Origin of the sequence: Chromobacterium haemolyticum (assembly GCF_009936155.1) — a bacterium.
GTDB lineage: Bacteria > Pseudomonadota > Gammaproteobacteria > Burkholderiales > Chromobacteriaceae > Chromobacterium > Chromobacterium haemolyticum.
Genome location: NZ_AP019312.1, coordinates 326077 through 351332, shown reverse-complemented (window position 1 = coordinate 351332; position 25256 = coordinate 326077). Strand labels below are relative to the sequence as shown.

General features: G+C 62.3%; 22 protein-coding genes. 10 read left to right on the top strand and 12 right to left on the bottom strand.

All coding sequences use genetic code 11. From position 1 onward, the window contains the following. Nucleotides 1-77: 77 nt before the first annotated feature. Genes htpX through def form a run of 3 tightly spaced genes read right to left on the bottom strand, consistent with a single transcriptional unit; the run spans nt 78 to nt 2431 of the window. Complete coding sequence (htpX, locus tag GYH29_RS01565; protein ID WP_161523088.1) at nt 78-935, bottom strand: zinc metalloprotease HtpX; 858 nt, start codon at nt 933-935, stop codon at nt 78-80. A gap of 34 nt (nt 936-969) precedes the next feature. After that, nucleotides 970-1890: a methionyl-tRNA formyltransferase gene (gene fmt, locus GYH29_RS01560; protein ID WP_161523087.1), complete on the bottom strand. Its 921-nt coding sequence runs from the start codon at nt 1888-1890 to the stop codon at nt 970-972. A gap of 37 nt (nt 1891-1927) precedes the next feature. After that, the gene (gene def / locus GYH29_RS01555; protein ID WP_019103371.1) at nt 1928-2431 is read right to left on the bottom strand and encodes a peptide deformylase; all 504 of its coding nucleotides are present in this window, start codon (nt 2429-2431) and stop codon (nt 1928-1930) included. Nucleotides 2432-2581: 150 nt separating this feature from the next. On the opposite strand from def, the gene GYH29_RS01550 reads away from it, so the two are divergent. The 4 genes from GYH29_RS01550 to topA all read left to right on the top strand — a co-directional run bounded on the left by GYH29_RS01550 (nt 2582) and on the right by topA (nt 7750). Continuing rightward, nucleotides 2582-3616: a LysM peptidoglycan-binding domain-containing protein gene (locus GYH29_RS01550; protein WP_043592346.1), complete on the top strand. Its 1035-nt coding sequence runs from the start codon at nt 2582-2584 to the stop codon at nt 3614-3616. After that, the gene (gene dprA, locus GYH29_RS01545; protein WP_043592347.1) at nt 3613-4692 is read left to right on the top strand and encodes a DNA-processing protein DprA; all 1080 of its coding nucleotides are present in this window, start codon (nt 3613-3615) and stop codon (nt 4690-4692) included. The genes GYH29_RS01550 and dprA overlap by 4 nt, the downstream gene beginning before the upstream one ends. A gap of 34 nt (nt 4693-4726) precedes the next feature. Next, nucleotides 4727-5185 (top strand): DUF494 family protein, encoded by a 459-nt coding sequence (locus tag GYH29_RS01540; protein ID WP_019103374.1) that lies wholly within the window; start codon nt 4727-4729, stop codon nt 5183-5185. Between the two features lie 264 nt (nt 5186-5449). Beyond that, entirely contained in the window at nt 5450-7750 is a 2301-nt protein-coding gene (gene topA, locus GYH29_RS01535) for a type I DNA topoisomerase (protein WP_043592348.1), read from the top strand. Nucleotides 7751-7818: 68 nt separating this feature from the next. Here the strand turns inward: topA and GYH29_RS01530 are convergent, their stop codons facing one another. The 7 genes from GYH29_RS01530 to GYH29_RS01500 form a co-directional block, all read right to left on the bottom strand. After that, nucleotides 7819-9105, bottom strand: coding sequence for a hypothetical protein (locus GYH29_RS01530; RefSeq protein ID WP_043592349.1), 1287 nt, complete (start codon nt 9103-9105; stop codon nt 7819-7821). Between the two features lie 263 nt (nt 9106-9368). Next, nucleotides 9369-9752, bottom strand: a complete 384-nt coding sequence (locus GYH29_RS01525; RefSeq protein WP_019102176.1) for a DUF1622 domain-containing protein — start codon at nt 9750-9752, stop codon at nt 9369-9371. 42 nt (nt 9753-9794) lie between these two features. Beyond that, entirely contained in the window at nt 9795-10166 is a 372-nt protein-coding gene (locus GYH29_RS01520) for a diacylglycerol kinase (RefSeq protein ID WP_107732954.1), read from the bottom strand. Between the two features lie 122 nt (nt 10167-10288). Then, nucleotides 10289-11248, bottom strand: a complete 960-nt coding sequence (gene gshB / locus GYH29_RS01515; protein WP_081546886.1) for a glutathione synthase — start codon at nt 11246-11248, stop codon at nt 10289-10291. Between the two features lie 2 nt (nt 11249-11250). Next, entirely contained in the window at nt 11251-11868 is a 618-nt protein-coding gene (locus GYH29_RS01510) for a hypothetical protein (protein WP_019103988.1), read from the bottom strand. Continuing rightward, a complete protein-coding gene (gshA, locus tag GYH29_RS01505; protein ID WP_019103989.1) occupies nt 11865-13154 on the bottom strand; it encodes a glutamate--cysteine ligase in 1290 nt (429 codons plus the stop codon). The genes GYH29_RS01510 and gshA overlap by 4 nt, the downstream gene beginning before the upstream one ends. Nucleotides 13155-13293: 139 nt before the next feature. Then, a complete protein-coding gene (locus tag GYH29_RS01500) occupies nt 13294-14238 on the bottom strand; it encodes a carbohydrate kinase family protein (RefSeq protein WP_019103990.1) in 945 nt (314 codons plus the stop codon). A 122-nt stretch (nt 14239-14360) separates the two neighbouring features. Between GYH29_RS01500 and GYH29_RS01495 the strand changes: the two genes are divergently transcribed. Then, nucleotides 14361-14837: a TlpA family protein disulfide reductase gene (locus GYH29_RS01495; RefSeq protein ID WP_039756458.1), complete on the top strand. Its 477-nt coding sequence runs from the start codon at nt 14361-14363 to the stop codon at nt 14835-14837. Between the two features lie 45 nt (nt 14838-14882). Here GYH29_RS01495 and GYH29_RS01490 read toward each other — a convergent pair whose 3' ends face one another. Further along, nucleotides 14883-15407, bottom strand: coding sequence for a DUF2087 domain-containing protein (locus tag GYH29_RS01490; protein ID WP_161523086.1), 525 nt, complete (start codon nt 15405-15407; stop codon nt 14883-14885). Between the two features lie 247 nt (nt 15408-15654). Continuing rightward, on the bottom strand, nt 15655-18366 hold the full coding sequence (secA, locus tag GYH29_RS01485; RefSeq protein WP_161523085.1) for a preprotein translocase subunit SecA: 2712 nt from the start codon (nt 18364-18366) through the stop codon (nt 15655-15657). A 428-nt stretch (nt 18367-18794) separates the two neighbouring features. On the opposite strand from secA, the gene GYH29_RS01480 reads away from it, so the two are divergent. The 5 genes from GYH29_RS01480 (at nt 18795) to GYH29_RS01460 (ending at nt 25255) form a co-directional block, all read left to right on the top strand. After that, entirely contained in the window at nt 18795-20834 is a 2040-nt protein-coding gene (locus GYH29_RS01480; RefSeq protein WP_161523084.1) for an alkaline phosphatase D family protein, read from the top strand. A 358-nt stretch (nt 20835-21192) separates the two neighbouring features. Next, complete coding sequence (locus GYH29_RS01475) at nt 21193-22932, top strand: ABC transporter permease (protein WP_019101718.1); 1740 nt, start codon at nt 21193-21195, stop codon at nt 22930-22932. Between the two features lie 10 nt (nt 22933-22942). Next, nucleotides 22943-24256 carry an ABC transporter ATP-binding protein gene (locus GYH29_RS01470; RefSeq protein ID WP_043592358.1) on the top strand — a complete coding sequence of 438 codons (1314 nt, stop codon included), beginning with the start codon at nt 22943-22945 and terminating at the stop codon, nt 24254-24256. A gap of 100 nt (nt 24257-24356) precedes the next feature. Further along, nucleotides 24357-24782, top strand: a complete 426-nt coding sequence (locus GYH29_RS01465) for a DUF721 domain-containing protein (protein ID WP_019101716.1) — start codon at nt 24357-24359, stop codon at nt 24780-24782. 68 nt (nt 24783-24850) lie between these two features. Continuing rightward, nucleotides 24851-25255: a hypothetical protein gene (locus GYH29_RS01460; RefSeq protein WP_161523083.1), complete on the top strand. Its 405-nt coding sequence runs from the start codon at nt 24851-24853 to the stop codon at nt 25253-25255. The last annotated feature ends 1 nt before the right edge of the window (nt 25256 follow it).

Sequence of the window (25256 nt, the reverse complement as noted above, 5' to 3'; positions counted from 1 at the left end):
ATAACAAACAGGCCAATGCCGGACGGCATTGGCCTTGGGCGATCCAGACGGCGCGGCGGCCGCCCGACGCTCGTCAATTAATATACGCCGCGCGCCATCGCTTGCAGCCGTTCTATGCGGTCCGCGGTTTGCGGATGGGTGCGGAACAGATCGCCCATTCCGCCGCCGCCGGACAGCGGGTTGATGATCATCATCTGCGCCGTTTCCGGATGCGCCTCGGCGGTGGGCATCACGATGCCCTGAGCGTAGTATTCGATCTTCTGCAAGGCGGAAGCCAAAGCCAGCGGATCGCCGGAAATCTCGGCGCCGCCGCGGTCGGCTTCAAATTCGCGCGCGCGGGAAATCGCCATCTGAATCAGGCTGGCGGCCAACGGCGCCAACAGGGCGATGGCCAAACGCGGCAACAAACCCACTGGCTGACCGTTCTCATCGCGGCCGCCAAAGAACATGGCGAAATTGGCCAGCGCGGAAATCGCACCGGCCATGGTGGCGGAAAGGGTGGAGATCAAGGTGTCGCGGTGCTGGACGTGGGCCAGCTCGTGCGCCATCACCCCGCGCAGCTCGCGATAGTCCAGCATGCGCATGATGCCGCTGGTGGCGGCCACCGCCGCGTGCTCGGGACTGCGGCCGGTGGCGAAGGCGTTGGGCTGCTCTTCATGGATCACATAGACGCGCGGCATAGGCAGGCCGGCGCGCTGCGCCAGCTCCGCCACCATGCCGTAGAACTCCGGGGCGCTTTGGGCGTCCACCTCCTGCGCGTTGTACATGCGCAGCACCATCTGGTCGGAATTCCACCAGGCGAACACATTCATAGCCCCGCCGAACAACAGCGCCAGAATCATGCCGCTCTTGCCGCCTATCATGCCGCCGATCACGGCGAACAAGGCCAGAATCGCCGCCATCAGCAAGGTGGTCTTGAACCAGTTGTCCGTCATCCCCTACCCTTTCATCTCGCTTCAGCCGATCCGATCACACACCCAAACGCGTGCCCGTCAGTTGGCTTCTGCCCGCAACGAAGTCACGCGCGGCCAAGCGCTTGCCGCCAGCCGCCTGCAACACCGTCAGCCGCACCAGGCCGGAACCGCAGCCCACCAACACGCCGTCCGCATCCGCGGCGATGACCAGGCCGGGCTCGGCTTGGCCGGCTTCCGCGACTGCCATCCACAGTTTCAGCGCCTCGCCGGCCAGCAGCGTATGCGCGCCGGGGGCAGGATTGTAGGCGCGGATGGCCCGAGCGACATCTCCCGCCGGCAGGTTCCAGTCCACCAGAGCCTCTGCTTTGCTCAGCTTCTGCGCGTAAGTGACGCCCGCTTCAGGCTGCTTGACCGGCTGAATCGTCTCCAATCCGGCCAGCGTGGACACGATGGCGCGCGCGCCCTCCGCAGCCAGCTTATCGTGCAGCGTGGCGGCGGTCTCGTCGGCGGCGATGGCCACCGGATGGATGGACAGCATGTCGCCGGTGTCCAGACCCACGTCCATTTGCATGATGGTGATGCCGGTTTCGGCGTCGCCCGCCAAGATGGCGCGCTGGATGGGCGCCGCGCCGCGCCAGCGGGGCAGCAGCGAGGCGTGGATGTTCAAACAGCCGCGCGCGGGAATGTCCAACACCGCCTGCGGCAGGATCAGCCCGTAAGCGGCCACCACCATCAGTTCGGCGCCGATGTCGCGCAGCATCTGCTGCGCTTCGTCATTGCGCAAGGACGCCGGCTGCTCCACGCGCAGACCGTGCTCCAGCGCGACTTCCTTGACCGGGCTGGGCTTCAATTTCATGCCGCGGCCGGCCGGACGGTCCGGCTGGGTCAGCACCAGGGCGATTTCATGGCCGGCGGCGATCAACTCGCGCAGCGCGGCGGCGGCAAACTCCGGCGTACCGGCAAAGATCAATTTCATTCAAACCATTCCGGACAGGGCGCCCACGGCACCGCCGTCACATATTCTGTTTTTCACGCTTTTTCAGCTTGCTCTTGATACGGGTCTGCTTCATCTGCGACAGGTATTCGACAAACACCTTGCCGTCCAGATGATCGATCTCGTGCTGGATGCAAATCGCCAGCAGGCCGTCGGCTTCCAGTTCGAACGGTTTGCCGTTGCGGTCCAGCGCGCGCACCTTGACGTGCTCGGCGCGGGTCACTTTGTCGTAAATGCCGGGCACGGACAAACAGCCCTCTTCATACACCGTCTCGCCGTCCTTACTCAGGATTTCCGGGTTGATGAACACGCGGCGTTCATTTCTTTCCTCGGAAATATCCATCACCACCAAGCGGCGGTGAAAATCGACCTGAGTCGCGGCCAAGCCGATGCCTTTGGCTTCGTACATGGTCTCGAACATATTGTCGATCTGCGTCTGCAAGGCCTCGTCGAAGACCTCCACCGGCTTGGCCACGGTGTGCAGCCGTTCATCCGGGTAATGCAAAATATTCAACAATGCCATCGGATTTAATGACTCCCCATCGTTTCAATCACTCATCAAGTTGTCGTATCGCAATCGGCACGCCGATAATAGACATGTTCGAAACGCGATTCGTTGCATGCGGGTCACCCCCCGCAGGTGTCCGTCCACCTTCATATTGGGGCATTTCCCATGCGTAAAAGCATTATATCCTTCGCCTTGGCCCTCGGGTTCGCCATGCCCGGTTTCGCTGCAGACCTGCAACTGAAAGCGGATGCGCCCAGCCGCTACACCGTGAAGCGCGGCGACACGCTGTGGAGCATTTCCGGGCGCTACCTGAATAGCCCCTGGAAGTGGCCCCGCCTGTGGCGGATGAACCAGGGCGAAATCAAGAATCCGCACTGGATCTACCCGGGCGACGTATTGGCGCTGGACTACGTGGACGGCCAGCCGCGGCTATCGCTGGCTCGCGGCGCTCAGCGCGAAGTCAAGCTGTCGCCGCAAGCCCGCGTCGAGATGCTGGACCAGGCGGTGGCCAGCATTCCCGCCTCGGCGATCGAGCCCTTCCTCAAACGGCCGCTGGTGGTGGACATGGCGCAGTTCCTGCAGTCGCCCAAGCTGATCGCCGGGCCGGAGGAGCATCTCACCGTCGCCACCGGAGACCGCGTCTACGCCACCGGCGTCAACGAGGCCGGCACCTGGCAGGCTTACCGGCTGGGCAAGCCGCTGCTGGACCCGGACACCAAGAAGGTGCTGGGCGTGGAGGCGACTTACAGCGGCGATCTGACCGCGGACAAGCCTCAGGGCGAAGTCCAGACTCTGAAAGTCCGGAGCGTCAGCGAGGAAATCCTGGTGGGCGACCACCTGATGCGCGCGCCGCTGCAAAACTTCAACAACTACGCGCCGCACCCGGCCGACGCCCATCTGAGCGGCAAGGTGGTCTCGGTCTACAACGGCGTGGACGGCGCGGCCCAATACTCTACTATTGTACTCAATCTGGGCCAGTCGCAGGGCGTCGAAAATGGCCATGTGTTCGGCCTGTTCAAAAAAGGACGCCCGCTGGAAATCAAGGACGAACAAGGCAAGCGCACGGTGACGCTGCCGGCGGAACGCGCCGGCAACGCCTTCGTCTACCGCGTGTTCGACAAAGTCTCCTACGCGCTGGTGCTGGACAGCCGCGGGCCGATCTACGTGGGCGACAGCGTGGCCAGCCCCGAGCAAGAATGAAAGCTCCGCCGCACGACTGGCTGCTGCTGGCGCTGACGCCCGGCATCGGCCCGGCCGGCTTTCTCCGGTTGATCGACGCCTTCGGCGGCGCGGACGCCGCTCTAAACGCCAACAGCCGCCAAACGGAGCCCTTGATCGGCAAAGAAGCGGCCGAAGCCCTGCAGCGTCGCGAGGCCGCCGCCTCCGCCGAAGCGGCGCTAGAGTGGGCGCAGACGCCAGGCTGCCAGCTGGTGTCGCTGCTGGACGACGACTACCCGCCGCAACTGGCCGAATCCAACGCGCCGCCGCCGCTGCTGTTTGCCCGCGGGAGGCGCGAACTACTGGCCGAACCCATGCTCGCCATCGTGGGCAGCCGCGCCGCCACGCCTCAGGGCAAGCAGAACGCGGAGAACTTCTCCCGCGACTTGGCCGAACACGGCTATTGCATCGTCAGCGGCCTGGCCAGCGGCATAGACGCCGCGGCTCATCACGGCGCGCTCGGACAAGCGTCCTCCACCGTCGCGGTGGTCGGCACCGGCATAGACCGAGTCTATCCGGCCAGCAACCGCCAGTTGGCGCACCGCATCGCGGAGGAAGGCCTGATTCTGTCCGAGTTCGCGCTGGGCATGGGACCGCTGGCCGCTCATTTTCCGCGTCGCAACCGCATCATCGCCGGCCTCAGCCGCGGCTGCCTGGTGGCGGAGGCCAACACCGGATCCGGCTCGCTGATCACCGCGCGGCTGGCGATGGAGAACAATCGCGAAGTGATGGCCATCCCCGGCTCCATCCACAACCCCCAGTCTCGCGGCTGTCACCGGCTGATCAAGGACGGCGCCAAGCTGGTGGAAACCGTGGACGACGTGCTGGACGAAGTCGGCAGGCTGCAACGCAAACGCCCCCGCGCCAAACCGGCGGCCCCCACCGCGGAATCGCCGCTGCTTGAAGCCATGGGATTTGACCCCATCAGTATGGATGCGCTTTCGACCACGCTCGGGTTGACTGTGGGGGAGCTTTACGCGATGCTGCTCGAACTTGAGCTGGCCGGCCTGGTGGCCAGCCATCCCGGCGGGCTTTTTCAGCGCCTGAACCTGGGCTGAACCGCGCTAACCCGCACTTTAAGAAGATAGATTGATGTTTGACGTACTCGCCTTCCTGTTTGAACAATTCCGCGATCCGGACGCTTTCGGCGACCGCGGCGTGCTGATGCGCCAATTGGAGGCCGCCGGTTTCGAGGACGAGGAGATCAACGACGCGCTGGATTGGCTGGACGGCATCAGCGGCCTGGACGACAGCGTCTACGTCGGCGCCAACGAAGCCAGCGGCATGCGTGTTTACGCCGAAGACGAACTGGAGCACCTACCCGCCGACGTGCGCGGCCTGCTTCAGTTTCTGGAGGACCACGGCGCCTTGACGCCCGCGCAGCGCGAAATGGTCATCGACCGCCTGATGGAACTGCACAGCGACGACATCAACGTCGGCAGCGCCAAGCTGGTGGCCTTGATGGTGTTGTGGGCGCAACAAGCGGAACTGCCCATTCTGCTGGGCGAGGCGTTGTTGGATGCCGTGCATGGCGAACCCACCATGCAATGACTTGTCAGCCTCATGGAGCGGGCTTAACATGCCGCCCTTGGACGCCGCTGCCGGCGTCCAATCCAAGAGCGCTCTTGCGCTCTTGTTTTATTTGACGAATATATTTTCTGTCGGCGCGAAATTTTAGGATGAAGCCCTCATCCCCTTGTCGACGGGAACGCAGCAGCCCACGCACGGGCCAGGCGCCCTTCTGCCGCTCCGCAGAAGCGCCCGGTCTGGACGGACCGGCCGGCACGCCGGCGATTGCACATACGAAAAGATAATATGCCCACCAGTCTCTTGATCGTCGAATCGCCCTCCAAGGCGAAAACGCTAAAGAAATATTTAGGCTCGGACTTTGAAGTCCTGGCCTCCTACGGCCATGTCCGCGATCTGGTGCCCAAGAATGGCGCGGTGGACCCTGAAAAAGGGTTCGCCATGAAATACCAGCTGATCGCGCGCAACAGCAAGCACGTCGACGCCATCGTCAAAGCGGTGGGCGACGCCCAGCACATCTACCTGGCAACTGACCCGGACCGCGAAGGCGAGGCCATTTCCTGGCATCTGGTGCAGATCCTCAACGGCAAGAAGCTGCTGAAAAACAAGACCGCTCAGCGCGTGGTGTTCCACGAAATCACCAAGAACGCGGTGCTGGAAGCGATCCAGAACCCGCGCGAGATCGCGCAAAACCTGGTGGACGCGCAGCAGACCCGCCGCGCGCTGGACTATCTGGTGGGCTTCAACCTGTCGCCGCTGCTGTGGAAGAAAATCCGCCGCGGCCTGTCCGCCGGCCGGGTGCAGAGCCCGGCTTTGCGGCTGATCTGCGAGCGCGAGAACGAGATCCGCGCCTTCGTCGAGCAGGAATACTGGTCGGTGCATCTGGACAGCCACAAGGGCCGCACCAAGTTCGGCGCCAAGCTGACCACGATGGCCGGCAAGAAGCTGGAACAGTTCGACATCCCCAATGAAGCCGAACAGGCCAGCATCCTGACGAGGCTGGAAGGCCACCCGGCGGTGGTCAGCAGCATCGAGAAGAAAAAGAAATCGCGCAGCCCGGCCGCGCCGTTCACCACCTCCACGCTGCAACAGGAAGCCGTGCGCAAGCTGGGGATGACCACCGACCGCACCATGCGCACCGCGCAACAGCTGTACGAGGGCATTGATATCGGCCAGGGTACCGTCGGCCTGATCACCTATATGCGTACCGACTCGGTGGCGCTGGCGAACGAGGCGGTGGAGGAAATCCGCGGCTATATCGGCCTTAAATTCGACGGAGATTATCTGCCGAAGAACCCTGTGGCCTACAAGAACAAGTCCAAGAACGCCCAGGAGGCGCACGAGGCGATCCGCCCCACGTCCATTCTGCGCACCCCTGACATGGTCAAGCCCTTCCTGACCTCGGACCAGTTCAAGCTCTACGACATGGTCTGGAAGCGGACGCTGGCCTGCCAGATGGCCCCGGCCAAGTTCGACACCACCAGCATCGACATCGCCGTCGGCGAAGGCGTGTTCCGCGCCACCGGCCAGGTGCAGACCTTTGCCGGCTTCCTCGCCGTGTATGAAGAAGACGTCGACGACGCCGAGGACGAGGACAACGCCAAGCTGCCGCTGCTGGAAGAGGGCGAGACCCTGCCGGTGGACAAGCTCTACGGCACCCAGCACTTCACCCAGCCGCCGCCGCGTTACTCGGAAGCCTCGCTGGTGAAGGCTTTGGAAGAGTTCGGCATCGGCCGTCCGTCCACCTACGCCAGCATCATCTCGACGCTGAAAGACCGCGAATACGTGGTGCTGGACAAGAAGCGCTTCCAGCCCACCGATACCGGCGACATCGTCAATAAATTCCTGACCGAACACTTCGCGCAATACGTGGACTACAACTTCACCGCCAAGCTGGAAAACCAGCTGGATGAAGTGGCCAATGGCCAACGCGAGTGGGTCCCGGTGATGGACAGCTTCTGGAAAAACTTCTCCAAGCAGATCGCCGAGAAGGAAAGCATTTCCCGCGCCGAAGTCACTACCGAGAGCCTGGACGAAGCCTGTCCAAAATGCAGCAAGCCGCTGTCCATCAAGTTCGGCAAACGCGGCCGCTTCATCGCCTGCACCGGCTATCCGGACTGCGATTACACCCGCAATATGGGTGAAACCGCCGAGCAGGCTGCGGAGGAAGCGGAAGCGCCGACGGTGATCGAGGGCCGCAGCTGCCCGGAATGCGGCGGCGAACTGCACATCAAGAAGGGCCGCTACGGCAAGTTCATCGGCTGCGCCAACTATCCGAAGTGCAAGCACATCGAACCGCTGGAAAAGCCTCGCGAAACCGGCGTGGAGTGCCCGGAATGCAAGGCTGGCCAGCTGATCGAACGCAAGAGCCGCTACGGCAAGCTCTTCTACAGCTGCAATACCTATCCCAAGTGCAAATACGCCACCTGGAACCCGCCGGTGGCCGAGCCCTGCCCGAAATGCAATTGGCCCATCCTGACCATCAAGACCACCAAGCGCCGCGGCACTGAAAAAGTCTGCCCGCAGAAGGAATGCGGCTATAGCGAGGTGATCGCGCCGCCGGAAGGCAAGGAAGCCGAACCGGGCTAACACGGCCCGCGCTTGCGACAACAGCCCTGCACGGTTTTCCGTGCAGGGCTGTTGTTTATTGCGCGAGTCTAGTCTCCTGCGCCGACAAACGTGAAGTAGCCCACCGGCAACTGCAGGCTCTGCAAGGTCGGCACCGCCTCCAAGGCCCCCAACATCGCTGCCGCCCGCAGATAATGGGGACTCGAATGCGGCACGCACCAATGCATGCAAATCTGCACCGCAGCGCTGCTGGGCAATGGCTTGCCATCCGGCCCCTCCAACTGCACCTTGATATGACCGGCGTAGTGCGGCGGCAACTGAACCGCAATATTGAGCTCCTGGCTGCTTCTCAGCACTTTCACTCGTCGGGTGTCAAAAGAAGCCACAGGATCGTCGGAATACATCCGCAAGGTGGAGCCTTCCGGCACCCGGCGACACCTCATGCTGAAGCTGAACTGCTCAGGCGTGGAATCCTGGTTATGGAACGTCAGGGATTCCTCCCCCCCGCTCTTGGATACAGGTGTCACATTACGCCATGCCCCGGCGCCGTTATAAAGAATCCATTGCACGGAATTCCAGTTGCCCTCAGAAAATTGCAAGGGATTATTTTCAGTGAAAAAGGGGTAGCTGACGGTAGCAATCAGGCAAATATGCTGCGTAGACTTCAAATCCAGCATGAAGGCTTCAGAGGCGCCGCGCTCGCCCACAGTCAGAATCGCATTCCGACCATCCCGGTTCAACACCTTGCCATCCTTGTTTTTGCCGCTCACGGTCAAACACTGTATCCAAGACGACGGCGGCTGGTTGAAGCCGCCATTGGCGTAGTACATCCTCACCTTGGAGTCATTGATCTTGCCGAAGAATGACTTATTCTGGCACCGCGTGTAGATATAGTTCTTCCCAACCTTGGGCACTTTCCAGAATTCAGTATTCCAATTATCAATCAACTTGGCCGGCGGTAGCTCCACGTCCTGATTACAAATAATATCAGGGGAGTCGGTATAAGCCCCTATGGTTGGGATCACCCCGTTATCGCCAAAGTTCTTACGGCATAAAACACCTCGCCACTGTTGCATCGCCTTATTGGCGTACTGGGTGGACGAAGTCAGGGCAATAGACAAAGCCTGGGTCATATGCTGAGCAAGGATGGCCGGTTTCTCGCGGTCGGTTTCCCAGTAAGCATCACAGTAAACACCGCTGAAGACGTTTGCCATATCCTGAAATCCTAGGCTTGCCGGCAGCGCATCATAGATATGATCCATCGCCTGAACATCATTGACGCCATTCAAGCGATAGTTGATTGCCGCCTGCCACAGCCCGTCGATATCACCGATATTGGGGGGAGAAACTATTGCCTCGTTTACTTTATCGTTCATGAGTTAAACTCCTATTCACACGGATTTAAGAGAAAACACTCACCCGATAACAGGCATGGCACGCGGGCAAAGTAGATTCACCACGCCAGCCAGCCGCGGCATCCTTGACCTCGCTTTTGTATGGCATAAGCATATACCTTACGCCACATATCACCAGCAAGAATTGACTGCGCTTAGATCAAACTGACCGAACGATCAGGAAAGACATTAGGGAAACGCAGAAGCGCCAGGCACGCAGCAGACGCCACCAAACCGGGATTGACTCAGTGGATAGGGAGATCACTAGTCTGACGCGCAGCCTCGGCTTCGCGAATTTCCCTGCCCAGAAAGTAATTGAGCGCGGTGCGCAGCACCGCGATGGCACCCAGCTTGCCGATCTGGTCCCAACTGGGCGCCACCGCTGTGGACAGAATATCCGCCGCCAGTTGCAACTCCAGCGCCAGCGCCAGGAAGCGGGCGAAGCTAAGCCGCACCTGGTTGTAATCGTCATGGTTGGCGCTGAGGCAGCGGCGAACATAGCGAACGCCCAGGGCCAGGATGCCTACGCCTATCACCAGCGCGCCCAGCGCCTCCACGCCCAGCTTGAGCCAGAGCACGATGTTCAACACCCACTCCTCGACTCCGGACTCTACTGGCGACATCATCATGACGGCTTCCTCTTGTTTCAGGCAGCCGTCACCTTACCCGCTTCAGCCAAACAACACCAGACACCACACCGCGGTCAGATTGATCAGGCCCAGCAACTGGGCGGCGCTGCCCATGTCCTTGGCGCGCTTGGCTAGCGGGTGTCTCTCCAGCGAGGTATGGTCCACCGCCGCCTCGATCGCGGAATTCAGCAATTCGATGATCAGGGTCGCCAGCGAGCTGGCCACCAGCAAGGCACGCTCCAGCGGCTGAGCGTGGATGACGAAGGCCAGCGGGATCAGCACCGCCGCCAGCAACACCAGTTGGCGGAAGGCGTCCTCATGCCGGAATGCCGCCTTGAGGCCGTCCAGCGAATAGCCGAAAGCGTTGATCAGGCGGGTAATCCCGGTTTTGCCTTTGAATGGACTTTCTTTCATGGGGGAGTCCGTAAGATTGGCGCGGCGGCCGGCGCCTCAGCATGCCAGCCCAAGATGACGCCAATAAAAAACAAAACGGCCGGCAACGCGGCCGGCCGTGACGAAATGGAGAAACAGCGGCGTCAGTGCGGCTGGCAGCGCCGCTCCAGCGCGTCGATGTATAGACCGGCGACGTTGATCTCGGTCTGGTCCATGATTTCGCGGAAGCAGGTCGGGCTGGTAACGTTAACCTCGGTCAGATAATTGCCGATCACGTCCAGGCCCGCCAGCAGGATGCCGCGCTTCTTCAACTCCGGCCCCACCGTCTCGGCGATTTCGCGATCGCGCTCGGTCAGCGGCCGCGCCTCGCCGCGACCGCCTGCGGCCAGATTGCCGCGCGTCTCGCCCGCCGCCGGAATGCGCGCCAGGCACCAGTCCACCGGCACCCCGTCTATCACCAGAATGCGTTTGTCGCCGTCGCGGATTTCCGGAATGTAGCGCTGCGCCATCACCGTTCGCTTGCCGCGCAGAGTGATGGTTTCGATAATCACCGACAGGTTGGCGTCGTCCGGACGCACCCGGAAGATGCTGTCCCCGCCCATGCTGTCCAGCGGCTTCAGGATCACGTCCTGATGCTGATTGACGAAGGCGCGCAAGCGATGCGATTCGCCGGTGATCAGCGTGGGCGCGGTCAACTCCGGAAACTGCAAGATAGCCAGCTTCTCGTTGAAATCGCGCAGGGCCTGACCGCTGGTGAACACCTTGGCCCCCTGCGCCTCCGCCAGCGTGAACAGCTGCGAGGCGTACAGGTATTCCATGTCGAACGGCGGATCCTTGCGCATCACGGTTGCGCTGAAAGACTGCAAAGGCTGGCGATGCACCTCGCCCAGCTTGAACCAGGCCGGGTGCTCGCCCTCGTACTGGCCAGTCAGGCTTAGATCGCGCGCGTCCACCAACACGCGCCCGCCCTCCACCGACAGTTGATGAGCCTGAGCGAAGCTCAAGGCGTGGCCGCGCGCGGCGGCCTCCTGCATCATCGCAAAGGTGGTGTCCTTGTAAAGCTTGAAGTGATCCAGGGGATCGGCAATGAACAGGATGCGCATGTTTATTGGTCCTCGCTAGGCTTGGCGACGTCGCGCAACATGCGCTCCATGTCGCCGCGCGCTTTTTGCATCATCTCGTCGGCCTGGGCGGCAACGGAAAGAAAGGTTTCTTCGCTGGCCCCATTATAGGAACAGCCCAGATAGCGCAGCGGCTCGCCCTGCGGCGCGCCCAGCAGCGCCGCCAGAGGATTGGCCGGCATCTCGTAGGCGGACAACATCGGGCCGTCATTACCGACAAAGCGGTAATGCTGCTCCGCCGCCTTGATCGGCGCCCGCTTGAGCCGCAACCGCGACGCGGCCTCGGCCATCGTCCAGCCAGACGGCAGCGGCACCGACACGTACTCCTTGTGCAGCGCCAGCCGCGTCGTCTCCGCGCCGAACACCCGGATCGGCCGCTTCAGATCGTAGGCGTAAACCCCCAGGGTGCTGGCCCGCTCGTTCTTGCGTATCCAGTCCGGCCCCTTGTCGAACACCACGTCCAGCAAGGCCGGTTGCAGCGCCTGGTAGCGCTCGAAGGATGCGCACTGCACCAGTTCCTCCAGCGCCTGCGGCGTCAAGGCTTCGTCGGCGAGCGCGGGGGCCGTAGCCGCCAGCAGCGCCATGCTTAGCCAGGCTTTCATTCCTCGGCGTCCGGATCGGTGGCTTCCAGCTCCAGCGAGGCAGCCAGCAGCGCCAGCCGCGAAATCACGCCGTAGGAGTAGAAACGGTTGGGCGCGCAGTCCGGCGTGCCCTGCTTGTCCGGCAGGCAGGCGGTTTCGAACGACAGCGGCACGAAATGCATGCCGGGCGCGTTCAGGTTTTCGTCGATGCCGCGGCCGGTGTGCACACGGTAGAAGCCGCCGGTCACATAGCGGTCCATCATGTAGACCACCGGCTCGGCCACCGCGTCCTCCACCGTCTCGAAGGTGTACACACCCTCTTGCACGATGACCTCGGACACCTCCAGGCCCTCCTTGACCACCGACATCTTGTTGCGCGCCTTGCGGTTCAGGCCCAGCACTTCGTCCGGGCTCTTCACGCTCATCACGCCCATGCCGTAGGTACCGGCGTCGGCCTTGACGATGACGAAGGGATCGTTGTCTATGCCGTACTCGCGGTATTTGACGCGGATCTTGTCCAGCATCCGCGACACCTCGTCCGCCAATTGCTCTTCGCCGGTGCGGGCGTGGAAGTCCAGGCCGCTACAGCTGGCGAAATACGGGTTGATGGTCCAGGGGTCGATGGAGATCAAGCGGGCGAAGTCCTCGCACACCTTGTCGTAGGCGGCGAAGTGATTGCTCTTGCGGCGCACCGCCCAGCCGGCGTGCAGCGGCGGCAGCAGGTTCTGCTCCAGGCCCTTGAGCAGGTCGGGGATGCCGCCGGACAAGTCGTTGTTGAGCAAAACCACGCAGGGGTTGAAGCCGTCCGCCAGCACCAGGCGGTTGCCACGGCGTTCGATGGGCTCCAGCCGCACGGTGTCCCCGTTGGCTGACTGCAGCTCGGTCGGTTCGGTGATTTCCGGGTTCAGCGAACCCAGGCGCACCTTGAGGCCGGCCTGTTCGAAAATATGCACCAGCGCGGCGATGTTCTGCAGATAGAAGGTGTTGCGGGTGTGGTTTTCCGGGATCAGCAGCACGCTGCGCGCTTCCGGACACACTTTTTCCACCGCGCTTTGCGCGGCGTGCACCGCCAGCGGCAGAAAATCGCGGTTCAAGTTATTGTGGCCGCCGGGAAACAGGTTCATGTCCACCGGCGCCAGCTTGAAACCGCTGTTGCGCAGGTCCACCGAGCCATAGAACGGCGCCGCGTGGTTATGCCATTGACTGCGGAACCAGTGTTCGATCTGAGGCTGGGCAGTCAGGATGCGGCTTTCCAGCTCGTAAAGCGGGCCGGTCAGTGCGGTTGCCAGATGCGGAACGGGCGGCATGGAATCCCCTTGGGTTTTCGAATTGAATTCGCTAATGGTGGGGGTGGCGCGGGATGAATTCAAGACTTGTTGTGTTGGGACCGTCAAAAAGCAAAGGACGCTTGCGCGTCCTTGTCGGTTTGGCCCACCGGCCGCCTCGTCACAATGGCCAGGGTTCGCCGTAAGCCTGCTGATACAAGTCCTTCAGCGACTCCCAGTCGAAGAAGTGATTCTGACAACCCGGAGTGGTGACCTTGATCGCGCCGATCACATTGGCCAGCCGGCCGGTAATCTTCCAGTCCAGGCCTCGGCTGATGCCGTAGAGCAGGCCGGCGCGGAAGGCGTCGCCGCAGCCCATCGGATCCACCGGCTTGATCGGCATCTGCACGCGCGGGATCAGGTGCACAGTGTCGCCGACGTAGATTTCAGCGCCCTTGGAGCCGCGGGTGACAATCAACGCGTCTACCTTCTTGCGCAGATCCTCCACCGACAATCCGGCGCGTTCGCGCATCAGTTCGCTCTCGTAATCGTTGATGGCCACATAGCTGGCCAGCTCTACAATCTCGTGGATCTCGTCGCGCGACAGCAGCGGCAGCTCCTGACCCGGATCGAAGATGAAGGGAATGCCGGCCGCGGCCAGCTCCTTGGAATGCTGCAGGAAGGCGCGATAGCCTCCAGGCGACAGAATCGCCAGCTCGATCGGGTCCGGGATATCCGATACGTGGTTTTCGATGGCAAAATCCATGGCGCCGGGATGGAAGGCCATCAACTGATTGCCATCCTTGTCGGCGATGCCGAAGCACTGCGAGGTATACTGCTTGCGGATCAAGCGAATGAAGCGGTCGTCCACGCCAGCGCGTTTCAGATGTTGGCGATACGGCTCGAAATCCTCACCCACCACGCCCATGACGATGGGGGTTTCGCCCAACAGACACAGGCTGTAAGCGATATTGCCGGCCATGCCGCCAAATTCGCGGCGCATGGTCGGGGCCAGGAAAGTCGTGGAAATTTTGTGCAGCTGATCCGGCAGGATCTGGCTATCAAAACGGCCATGAAACGAGAACAGGGTATCGTATGCGAGGGCCCCGCAGACGAGGATAGACATGCCCACTCCGCAAAAAGGTCAATCGACCATTTTAACATGAAACATTTGTTTGGTTCACATCGAGAACTTTGACCTTGTCGGATATCCAATACACTTCAAACACCTACCGGAAGCTCAACACAATGCTGAAACGACTGCTCGCCCCCGCGCTGATCGCGCTGCTGCCGCTATCCGCCATGGCCGCGCCCACGCTGGAACAAACCAACTTCACCAAGCTACAAGGCGGCAACGCCACCATCGCCTCCTATAAGGGCAAGGTCACGGTGCTGAACTTCTGGGCCACTTGGTGCGGGCCTTGCCGCGAAGAAATGCCGATGCTGAACCGCCTGCGCGCCAAACTGGCGCCCAAAGGCGTGGAAGTGGTGGGCGTGGCGCTGGACAACAAAGAAGAAGTCAGCGCCTTCGTCAACCAGTTGAAGATAGGCTACCCAATCCTGCTGGGCGACAGCGACACCCTGAACCTGATGCGCAGCCTGGGCAACGCCACCGGCGGCCTGCCCTACACCCTGATCCTGGACCGCAAGGGCAAGATCGCCGCCAAGCTCACCGGCTTGCTGGACGAGAAAAAGCTGGAAGCGGCGATCAAAACCCAGTTGTAAATCAGCCGGCGGCGGCCTCTGGCGTCAACCGCCGCCAATCACGCCTCAACGGCCGGCTCTACGCCGGCTCACTTCCGCTGCCAGCTCCCCCGCCTCCGCCGTCAATTGCCGCTCCACGCGCCAATAGCGCCGGCAATCCGGCGTGCGCCCCAGCAAGCCCTGCTCCACCAGCTCGCGCCGCAACAGCACATGATCGCCAAAGACTTCGCCCGCGCGGATCAAGGCGTTTACCTCCGGCTCGGACCATTGTCCGCCCTGCGGCAAACCGGCCCACAACGCCCATAGGCAGAGACGCTGCTCGCTGAACTTCTTCGGCCAGCGCGTCAAGCGCCCCTCGGCGTCGTAATGACGCAACAGCCGCGTCGTCTCCGCGGACAAAGCTGCTGACGGAGCCGGACGTTCGCATTCCGCGCGCCAGTGCTGGAAATTCTGAAAACCAGCGGAACGCGCCAGCATATTGAGAATGTGCACATGGCTGGGCGGAGCGCTTTCCTGCGCCCATTGCTGCTTGAGCGAACGCGCCAGCGCGGAGATATCACTGCAATAAAAGGGATAAAGCGTACGAGACATGGTTCGAATCCTGTCGTCGTGCCAAGGTCGGAATGGACTGCCGCGGTCGCCTTTACGGCCTGGCACGGGTTCGAGCCAAGCGAGATGAGTCTAGCCAAGACAGGTTTAGCGTGGTGAGGGCACCGGCGACGCCTGGGTGAACTGTTGACCCGCGACGATGCTAACACCGCGCCGTCGGCTTGCAAAGCGCATGAACATGAAAAAAGCCGACGCCCTCGCGTCGGCTTTATACGCTCTTGCTACTGGATCACTCCAAACGGCCGTGGCACTGCTTGTACTTCTTGCCGCTGCCGCAAGGGCAGGCGTCGTTGCGGCCAATGCGCAGGCCCTGCGCGGCCAGCGCGTCCGGAGACAGCGGATTCTCTTCTTCATCGCCCAGGGCAGAACCCGGCGCGGCGTGCTGCATTTCATACTCGCCCACCTGGTGCGGCTCCACCGCGTCCACGTCTTCCTGGCTGCGGATTTGCACCGTCATCAGCACATTGACCACGCTGCGCTTGATGCGCTCCAGCATGTCGGCGAACAGTTCGAAGGCTTCGCGCTTGTATTCCTGCTTCGGGTTCTTCTGCGCGTAACCGCGCAGATGAATGCCCTGGCGCAGATGATCCATCGCCGCCAAGTGTTCGCGCCAGTGATTGTCCAGCATCTGCAGCACCAGGCTACGCTCGAACTGGCGCATCACGCCGTCGCCGGCCAGTTCCACCTTGGCCTGATAGGTCTCGGCGGCTTGCTCGATGATGCGTTCGCGGATGCTTTCGATGTCCAGCGCCGGCTCGGCCTTCAGCCACTCGCTGACCTTGATCGGCAGCAGGAATTCGGCTTCCAGCGTTTTTTCCAGGCCGGTCAGGTCCCATTGCTCTTCCATGGATTCCGGCGGCAGGTGTTGGTCCACCAGGTCGGACAACACGCCTTCGCGCATATTGACCACCACGTCGGACACATCGCTTTCCACCAGGATTTCATTGCGCTGCTGGTAGATCACTTTGCGCTGGTCGTTGGCGACGTCGTCGTACTCCAGCAATTGCTTGCGGATGTCGAAGTTGCGGCCTTCCACCTTGCGCTGGGCGTTCTCGATGGAGCGGGACACCCAGGGGTGCTCGATCGCCTCGCCTTCCGGCATTTTCAGGCGGTCCATGATCGCGGCGACGCGGTCGGAAGCGAAGATGCGCAGCAGCGGGTCTTCCAGGCACAGATAGAAGCGGGAGGAACCCGGGTCGCCCTGGCGGCCGGAACGGCCGCGCAGCTGATTGTCGATGCGGCGCGACTCATGGCGCTCGGTGCCCACGATGTGCAGGCCGCCGGCGGCCAACACCTGATCATGGACCACTTTCCAATCGGCGCGGATCTTGTCGATGCGCGCGCGCTTTTCCTCTGCGGACAGGCTGTCGTCGGACTCGATGCCCTTGATCTCCGGCTCCGGATTGCCGCCCAGCACGATGTCGGTGCCGCGGCCGGCCATATTGGTAGCCACGGTGATCACGCCGGGGCGGCCGGCCTGCACCACGATGTCGGCTTCGCGCGCGTGTTCCTTGGCGTTCAGCACATTGTGCGGCAGCTTGGCTTTTTGCAGCAGATCAGCGATCAGCTCGGAGTTTTCGATGCTGGTGGTGCCCACCAACACCGGCTGGCCGCGCTCGTGGCAGTCTTTGATGTCTGCCAGGATGGCGTCGTACTTTTCCTTGGCGGAACGGTAGACCTTGTCCTGCGCGTCCTTGCGTATCATCGGCCGGTTGGTCGGGATCACCACGGTTTCCAGGCCGTAAATGCTCTGGAATTCGTAAGCTTCGGTGTCGGCGGTACCGGTCATGCCGGCCAGCTTGCCGTACAAGCGGAAGTAGTTCTGGAAGGTGATCGAAGCCAGCGTCTGGTTTTCGCGGTTGATCTCCACGCCTTCCTTGGCTTCCACCGCCTGGTGCAGGCCTTCGGACCAGCGGCGGCCGGACATCAGGCGGCCGGTGAATTCGTCCACGATCACCACTTCGCCGTCCTGCACCACGTAGTGCTGGTCCTTGTGGAACAGCGAATGGGCGCGCAGGGCGGCCATCAGATGGTGCATCAGCGTGATGTTGGTGGCGGAATAGAGGCTGTCGCCTTCCTTCAGCAGGCCCAAGCGGGTCAGGATTTCTTCGCTGTGCTCGTGACCGGCTTCGGACATCATCACCGAGTTGGCCTTTTCGTCCACCCAGTAATCGCCCTCGCCCTCTTCGGTTTCCTGACGCTTCAGCATCGGCGGCACCGCGTTCATGCGCTGGTACATGTCGATATTGTCGTCTGCCGGGCCGGAGATGATCAGCGGGGTGCGCGCTTCGTCGATCAGGATGGAGTCCACCTCGTCGATCACCGCGTAGGCCAGCTTGCGCTGTACCTTCTCTTCCACGCTGAACACCATATTGTCGCGCAGATAGTCAAAGCCGAATTCGTTGTTGGTGCCGTAAGTGATGTCGCAAGCGTAGGCTTGCTGCTTCTCGTCGTGCGGCATCTGGGACAGGTTGACGCCGACGGAGAGGCCCAGGAAGTTGTACAACTTGGCCATGATGCCGGCGTCGCGGCTGGCCAGGTAGTCGTTGACGGTGACGACGTGCACGCCGTCGCCAGTCAGCGCGTTCAGGTAGGACGGCAGCGTGGCCACCAGAGTCTTGCCCTCGCCGGTGCGCATCTCGGCGATCTTGCCGTAGTGCAGCACCATGCCGCCGATCAGCTGCACGTCGAAGTGGCGCATGCCCAGCACGCGACGCGAGGCCTCGCGGCACACCGCAAAGGCTTCCGGCAACAAGTCGTCCACCGTCTCGCCTTTGGCCAGGCGCTGCTTGAACTCATCGGTTTTGGCCGCCAACGCCTCATCGGACAACGCTTTCAAGCCCTCTTCCAGAGCGTTGACGCGCACCACCGTCTGGTGGAATTGCTTCAGAAGCCGGTCATTGCGGCTGCCGAATACTTTTTTAAGCAAAGAAGAAATCATGTAATCGAATTCCAGAGACCAGCGGGCTGTTTAGGTAAGGTGTCCGCAAAAATGCTTGAAAGTGTAGCACATTAGCCGCCTTATTTTATGGGGGCGCGCTTGCGCTGTATCAAGGGGGCAAGCGCCTGCGCGCGGTCTTTATTTTCGTTTGCGCCCCACCGCAGCGTGAAAACCGCCCGTCGCGGCGAGGCCTTGTCCGCAAGCGCGCGGCCATGGCGCCGCGCTTGCGGGCGGAACCCACCCCAACTCAAACAAGTGTTGGTTTTAATCCACGTTTTCCGGACGAATTCGAGTAAACACTCAATTAAATTGACACTGGCTGTCATGCCACTTTAATAATCCCCTCCAACAATAGCGCCTTTCCAACAAGGGCCGTCCACGGCCCGATTCAAGCACAAGCACGCATAGACAATAGAGGGGAGACATCGATGGACCGCAGACAGTTTCTGAAGTGGAGCGGCTTCTTGACCGCTTCCGCCGCCGCCGGCGGCTTGACCGCGTGCGGCGGAGGAGGCGCCGGCAGCCTGCCGGGAGGCGCAGGTTCGGCGCTAGGCATCAACGGCAGCGGCTTTGGCCAGGGCGTAGCCTCCGGCGACCCCAAGCCGGACAGCATTGTGCTGTGGACCCGGGCAGACGGCGGCGACGGCCGCCAAAACGTCAAGGTCACATTGCAATTGTCCGACCGCGCGGACTTCTCCACCCTGCTGGTGAACGTGGCGCTCAGCGCCCAGCCGGACTGGGACTACACCATACGCCACAAAGTCACCGGCCTTGGCAGCGCCACCACCTACTACTACCGCTTCCTCACCGGCCCGGCGGTCAGCATGACCGGCCGCACCAAGACCGCGCCAGCCGCCGGCGCGCCGCTGTCACAGCTCAAGTTCGCCTTCATTTCCTGTCAGGACTGGAGCGTCAACCACTGGGGCGCTTTTGACGAGCTCGCTAATCAGGACCTGGACTTCATCGTCCATCTGGGCGACTACATCTACGAAACTGTCGGCGCCGGCTTCCAGAGCGGCGGCAACGAAACCCGCCATCCGGCGCTGAGCCTGCCCAACGGTACCCAGCGCGCCGACGGCGCCCGCTACGCCACCACGCTGGCGGACTACCGCTCGCTGTACAAGTCCTACCGCAACGACGCCCGCTTGCAGAAACTGCACGCCAGCTTCCCGATGATTGCGATCTGGGACGACCACGAGTTTTCCGACGACTGCTGGCAAGACCGCCAGGAGTACACCACCACCGACGATAGTTCGCCGCAAACCGCGCGCCGCCGCAGCGCCAGCCAGGCCTGGTTCGAGAATATGCCGGCCGACGTGCAGTTGGACCTGAACAACCCCTCGTTCCAAAACATCCAGATCTACCGCAGCTTTACGTTCGGCGACCTCGCCACCTTGGTGATGACCGACGAGCGCTTGTACCGCAGCGACCACATCATTCCGGAAACCCAGGCCGGCAGCGAGATAGGCAGCCGCTACTTCGTGCAGAAAAACACCCTGGCCCAGGTGGAGGCCAGCAAGATGGCCTCCACTGGCGGCAATCTGCTCAATGTCTCCATCCTGGGTGAAACCCAGCGCGCCTGGTGGCAGAACCAGATGAAGTCCGCCTCCACCACGTGGAAGCTTTGGGGCAATGAGGTCTCGCTGCTGCGCATGGGTTTCGACGGCACCATCGCGGTGGCCTCGCTGCTGACCCAGGGCCTGGCGCCGCAACTGGCCGGCCTGGGCCTGACGCTGACCCAGCCGCAGATCGCCCAGTTGCAAGGCGCGCTCTATCTGGACCTGGCCGCCGCCAACACCAGCGGCTCCACACCCGTCGTCAGTTATACCAACACCCAGCCGCTGTTGAGCACCCTCAGCGGCGGCGCGATCTCCGCTGGCATGTTCAACACCGCCATCAAGCCCGGCCTGGACGCCAGCCTGCCCCCGTCGATGTTCTTCGACAAATTCATCCTCAACGCCGACCAGTGGGACGGCTACAATGCCGAGCGCAAAGCGCTGATGACCTATCTGAAAGCTCAAGGCATCGCCAATGTGGTGGCGCTCACCGGCGACATCCACGCCTTCTTCGCCGGCCCGGTAATGGATGACTACGACGCCGCCAGCCCCAGCCCGGTGATGGTGGATCTGGTCACCGCCGGCGTTTCCAGCAACTCGCTGTTCAGTTATTTCAAGAACGTGGTGGACACCGTGCCGGCCTTCTCCAAAGCCAAACCGCTGATCTACACCACGGTCAGCGGCCAGGTGGTCAACACCTTCACCAGCACCTTGCAAAACTTCAACAGCTGGCTCAAATACGTGGACAGCGACGCTCAGGGTTACGCGCTAGTGACGCTGACGCCGGCCAAACTCAGCTGCGCCTTCCACAAAGTGGGCACGCTGAGCGGCGGCTCGGCGCCCAACCCGGCCACAGCCAGCGTCAAAACCGTGGAGGTGGCGGCCGGCAGCGCCGCCGTCAACGTGTTGTAAGCATCGGCGCGGCCACCCGCACGGAACGGCCGGCGCGGGTGGCGAAACGCCACTCAGTTTCAAACCGTACAATCCGTCACAAAACCCCAACAAATCTGCGACGCCGGTAACATTCCCATCCACGCAACTCTGCTAGTATCCAGCGCCTACGCCACGCGCATTTCCCTGCCACCAATCCGCCCTCGCGACAGCCTCGCCAGCCGTGATGCTGACCTATGCTGTGAAGGCAGCCGGGCCGATCCCGGCCGCGCGTCGCGCCGCAATGCCAGATCGTCGGGCCGGCTTTCCGCCGCAACTCCGCCCGGACAAAACAGACAACAAACCGCCGGCATCGGCGGCGCTAAATCGGAGAGGCCAGATGACTACCGTTGTCCGCCATTTCATGCCCGCCACGGCCAAACGGTTGATTCCCAACCGCTGGGATCTGATCGCGTTTCCGCTCCTGCTCGGTTTCCTGCTGATGGCCACCACCGGCATCCGCGAAACCTGGGCGCCGCTGACCGCGCTGCAAACCGTGCCCATCACGCTGGACCCGGCCAACCTGCCGGAATACGCGCTGCGCACCACGCTGCGCATGCTGGCCGCCATGGCCGCCGCACTGGTCTTCACGCTGATCTACGGCACGCTGGCGGCCAAGAGCCGCCGAGCCGGCCTGCTGCTGGTGCCCATGCTGGACATCCTTCAATCAGTGCCGGTGCTGGGCTATATCTCCTTCACCGTCACCTTCTTCCTGGCGCTGTTTCCCGGCCGGGTGCTGGGCGCGGAGTTCGCCGCCATCTTCGCCATCTTCACCAGCCAGGCCTGGAACATGACCTTCAGCTTCTACCAATCGCTGCGCACCGTGCCGCGCGATCTGGAAGAAGTCTCGCTCAATCTGCGGCTCACGCCGTGGCAAAAGTTCTGGAAGCTGGAAGTGCCGTTCTCCATGCCCGGCATGATCTGGAACATGATGATGAGCATGTCCGGCGGCTGGTTCTTCGTGGTGGCTTCGGAAGCCATCACCGTCGGCGACAAGACCGTCACCCTGCCCGGCGTCGGCTCCTACCTGGCCATGGCCATACAGAACAAGAATCTGGCCGCCGTGGGCTGGGTGATTCTGACCATGACCGTGGTCATCGTCATCTACGACCAGTTCCTGTTCCGCCCGATGGTGGCTTGGGCCGATAAATTCCGCCTGGAAGACACCGCCAGCCAATCCGCGCCGGAGTCCTGGGTGCTCAAGCTGATCCAGCGCACCCGCGCCATCCAGCTGCTGCTCAAACCCTTTGGCAAGTTACTGCGCAAAACCGCCCGGCTACGCCTCAATTACCGCCTGCCGCAAGGTCTGCACTCGGAGGCGCAAACCTCGGTGTCTCGCGGCATAGACGTGGTCTGGTGGCTGCTGGTGGCGGTGCTGGGCCTGCTGACCAGCTGGAAACTGGTGACCTTCATCCACACCGAGGTGGGCGTCTCCGAAGTGCTGCGCGTGCTGGGCCTGGGTCTGATCACCCTGGTGCGGGTATCACTGCTGATCCTGCTCGCCTCCATCGTCTGGGTACCGCTGGGCGTGCACATCGGCCTGCGCCCGGCGCTGGCGGAAAAGATCCAGCCGCTGGCCCAGTTCCTGGCCGCCTTCCCGGCCAATTTGCTGTTCCCGGTGTTCGTGGTCTTCATCGTCCACTTCAAACTCAACCCGGATATCTGGCTGTCGCCGCTGATCGTGCTCGGCACCCAGTGGTACATCCTGTTTAATGTGGTGGCCGGCGCCAGCGCCTTCCCCAACGATTTTCGCGAAGCGGCGGCCAATTTCCGCATCCGCGGCTGGCAATGGTGGCGGCAAGTGATGCTGCCCGGCATCTTCCCCTACTACGTCACCGGCGCGATTACCGCATCGGGGGGGGCCTGGAACGCCAGCATCGTGTCCGAATACGTGTCCTGGGGCGACGACAAGCTGGCCGCTCACGGCCTGGGCGCTTACATTGCCCAAACCACAGCCGCCGGCGACTACCCCAAGATCCTGCTGGGCATCACCGTGATGTCCATCTTTGTCGTCCTGTTCAACCGCCTGCTGTGGCGGCCGATGTACGCCGCCGCCGAAAACAAACTCCGTCTCAACTAAGGGGGCAACCATGACTCAAGACACCATCACCCCGGGGCGGGAGATTTTCCGGCTGGAAAACGTTTGCCGCGGTTTCAACAAGGGCAATGATGAAATCCAGGTGCTGGACGACGTCAACCTGACGCTGCGCGAAGGCGAAATCGTCGGCCTGCTAGGCCGCTCCGGCTCAGGCAAATCCACCCTGTTGCGCATCATCGCCGGCCTGATCAAACAAAGCAGCGGCAATGTCAGTTACCACGGCAAGCCCCTGACCGGCCCGGCCGAAGGCGTGGCCATGGTGTTCCAGACCTTCGCGCTATTCCCCTGGCTGACCGTGCTGCAAAACGTGGAAGCCGGGCTGGAGGCGCTGGGCGTGGAAGCCAAGGAACGCCGCCGCCGCGCGCTGGCCGCCATCGACCTGATCGGTCTGGACGGTTTCGAGAACGCCTACCCGCGCGAACTGTCCGGCGGCATGCGCCAACGCGTCGGCTTCGCCCGCGGCCTGGTGGTCAACCCCACCCTGCTCTTGATGGACGAACCCTTCTCCGCGCTGGACGTGCTCACCGCCGAAACGCTGCGCACCGACATGCTGGACCTGTGGAGCGAAGGCCAGCTGCCCATCCAGTCCGTGCTCATCGTCACCCACAATATCGAAGAAGCCGTATTCATGTGCGACCGCATCCTGGTGCTGTCGTCCAACCCCGGCCGCGTGGTGGCGGAAATCAAAGTGCCGTTCCCGCACCGCCGCAACCGGCTGGACCCGGCCTTCCGCAAAATGGTGGACGACATCTACGCGCTGATGACCGCGCGCCGCAGCGCCCACACCCTGCACAAGTTGCCGCTGGAAATCGGCAGCCAGTTAAGCGAGGTGTCCACCAACCTGATGGCCGGCTTGATTGAGGAAGTGGCTCAAGCGCCCTATCACGGCAAAGCGGATATGCCGGAAATCGCGGAGAAACTACGGCTGGAAGTGGACGAACTGTTCCCGGTGGCCGAAATCCTGGAACATCTGGGCTTCGCCGAACTGAAAGACGGCGACATCCTGCTCACCGCCGCCGGCAAACTGTTCGCCGACTACGGCACCCAGGAACGCAAAGTGCAGTTCGCCGAACACCTGCTGCGCCATGTGCCCATGGCCGCCCACATCCGCAAAGTGCTGCAAGAGCGTCCAGGCCAACGCGCACCGCGGCTGCGCTTCGCTCAGGAACTGGAGGACTCTCTGTCCGACGAAACCGCCGAGGAGACGCTGGACACCGTGATCAGCTGGGGACGCTACGCGGAAATCTTCTCCTACAACGACCACACCGAAACCTTCAGTCTGGAAGACGTGGAAGGCGGTCAATAAGCGCCGCTGGCGGCCTGGTCGACGGGACGAGGACGCCAGCTTATCTCCAAACACGGCCCGCCAGCGGCTACAATGACTTGTTTTCATTCCGCAGCCCGCCATGTCCGGACGCCAATTCACCGATATCGCCCGTCTCGACGGCACCCTGACCCGCCTCACCGCCGAAGCCCAGGCGCTGATGCGGCTGGACCGCGCCTTCCAGAAACTGCTGCCGCCGCAACTGGCCGGCACTTGCCGCGCCGTGCGCATCCGCGACGACGAACTAGTGATTTACACCGATACCGGCATCATCGCCGCTCGCCTGCGCATGCTGGCCCCCGGCCTGCTGCCGCAACTGGCGCAGCAAGGCTATGTGGCCGGCAAAGTACGGGTCAAAGTGGATATCCGCCTGGCTCGCAAACCCAAGGAAAAAACGCTGAAGATCAGCCAGAACGCACTGGACGGCATGGAAGAGGCCGCCGCCAGCGTCAGCAACCCGCTGGTCAGCGCCGCGCTGGCCAAGCTGATCGCCCACCACCGCAAATAAAAACCCGCGCCGGGTCGACACCGCCTACTATCTTGCCGCCGCCGGGCAAACCGGCTTAAAGTCGCGGCATGAAAAAATACATCATCATGGCGCTCACCGGCCTGGCCGCCGGCCTCTCCCAAGCCGCCCCGAGCGAGCAACCAACGCCGGCCGAGGCGGAAGCCGCCTTCAAGACCCAGGCCCTCGCCGAATTCAACAACAAGCCGGAATCCACCCACACCGTGCTGATGCGCTCGATGCTGGAATCCATGCTCAAGGACCTGCGCGTCACCTCAGTGAGCGATTGTCAGAACGATGAAGAAAACGCCACCCTGGACTGCGAAGTCAGCTACCAGGGCCGCAAACTTACCGGCAAGCCGGTGGAGCGCGAGCAGCGGATGCGCTTCAGCCGTCAGGACGGCCAATGGCGCATCGTGCCGCCGTCCAAGGACGCGGACGACGAAGAAGCCGGCGTCTCGCCCTCTCCGCAATAGA

Bases quoted from the DNA above. Each gene is read 5' to 3' on its own strand.
- htpX (WP_161523088.1), bottom strand. From the start codon at position 935: ATGACGGACAACTGGTTCAAGACCACCTTGCTGATGGCGGCGATTCTG.
- fmt (WP_161523087.1), bottom strand. From the start codon at position 1,890: ATGAAATTGATCTTTGCCGGTACGCCGGAGTTTGCCGCCGCCGCGCTG.
- def (WP_019103371.1), bottom strand. From the start codon at position 2,431: ATGGCATTGTTGAATATTTTGCATTACCCGGATGAACGGCTGCACACC.
- GYH29_RS01550 (WP_043592346.1), top strand. From the start codon at position 2,582: ATGCGTAAAAGCATTATATCCTTCGCCTTGGCCCTCGGGTTCGCCATG.
- dprA (WP_043592347.1), top strand. From the start codon at position 3,613: ATGAAAGCTCCGCCGCACGACTGGCTGCTGCTGGCGCTGACGCCCGGC.
- GYH29_RS01540 (WP_019103374.1), top strand. From the start codon at position 4,727: ATGTTTGACGTACTCGCCTTCCTGTTTGAACAATTCCGCGATCCGGAC.
- topA (WP_043592348.1), top strand. From the start codon at position 5,450: ATGCCCACCAGTCTCTTGATCGTCGAATCGCCCTCCAAGGCGAAAACG.
- GYH29_RS01530 (WP_043592349.1), bottom strand. From the start codon at position 9,105: ATGAACGATAAAGTAAACGAGGCAATAGTTTCTCCCCCCAATATCGGT.
- GYH29_RS01525 (WP_019102176.1), bottom strand. From the start codon at position 9,752: ATGATGATGTCGCCAGTAGAGTCCGGAGTCGAGGAGTGGGTGTTGAAC.
- GYH29_RS01520 (WP_107732954.1), bottom strand. From the start codon at position 10,166: ATGAAAGAAAGTCCATTCAAAGGCAAAACCGGGATTACCCGCCTGATC.
- gshB (WP_081546886.1), bottom strand. From the start codon at position 11,248: ATGCGCATCCTGTTCATTGCCGATCCCCTGGATCACTTCAAGCTTTAC.
- GYH29_RS01510 (WP_019103988.1), bottom strand. From the start codon at position 11,868: ATGAAAGCCTGGCTAAGCATGGCGCTGCTGGCGGCTACGGCCCCCGCG.
- gshA (WP_019103989.1), bottom strand. From the start codon at position 13,154: ATGCCGCCCGTTCCGCATCTGGCAACCGCACTGACCGGCCCGCTTTAC.
- GYH29_RS01500 (WP_019103990.1), bottom strand. From the start codon at position 14,238: ATGTCTATCCTCGTCTGCGGGGCCCTCGCATACGATACCCTGTTCTCG.
- GYH29_RS01495 (WP_039756458.1), top strand. From the start codon at position 14,361: ATGCTGAAACGACTGCTCGCCCCCGCGCTGATCGCGCTGCTGCCGCTA.
- GYH29_RS01490 (WP_161523086.1), bottom strand. From the start codon at position 15,407: ATGTCTCGTACGCTTTATCCCTTTTATTGCAGTGATATCTCCGCGCTG.
- secA (WP_161523085.1), bottom strand. From the start codon at position 18,366: ATGATTTCTTCTTTGCTTAAAAAAGTATTCGGCAGCCGCAATGACCGG.
- GYH29_RS01480 (WP_161523084.1), top strand. From the start codon at position 18,795: ATGGACCGCAGACAGTTTCTGAAGTGGAGCGGCTTCTTGACCGCTTCC.
- GYH29_RS01475 (WP_019101718.1), top strand. From the start codon at position 21,193: ATGACTACCGTTGTCCGCCATTTCATGCCCGCCACGGCCAAACGGTTG.
- GYH29_RS01470 (WP_043592358.1), top strand. From the start codon at position 22,943: ATGACTCAAGACACCATCACCCCGGGGCGGGAGATTTTCCGGCTGGAA.
- GYH29_RS01465 (WP_019101716.1), top strand. From the start codon at position 24,357: ATGTCCGGACGCCAATTCACCGATATCGCCCGTCTCGACGGCACCCTG.
- GYH29_RS01460 (WP_161523083.1), top strand. From the start codon at position 24,851: ATGAAAAAATACATCATCATGGCGCTCACCGGCCTGGCCGCCGGCCTC.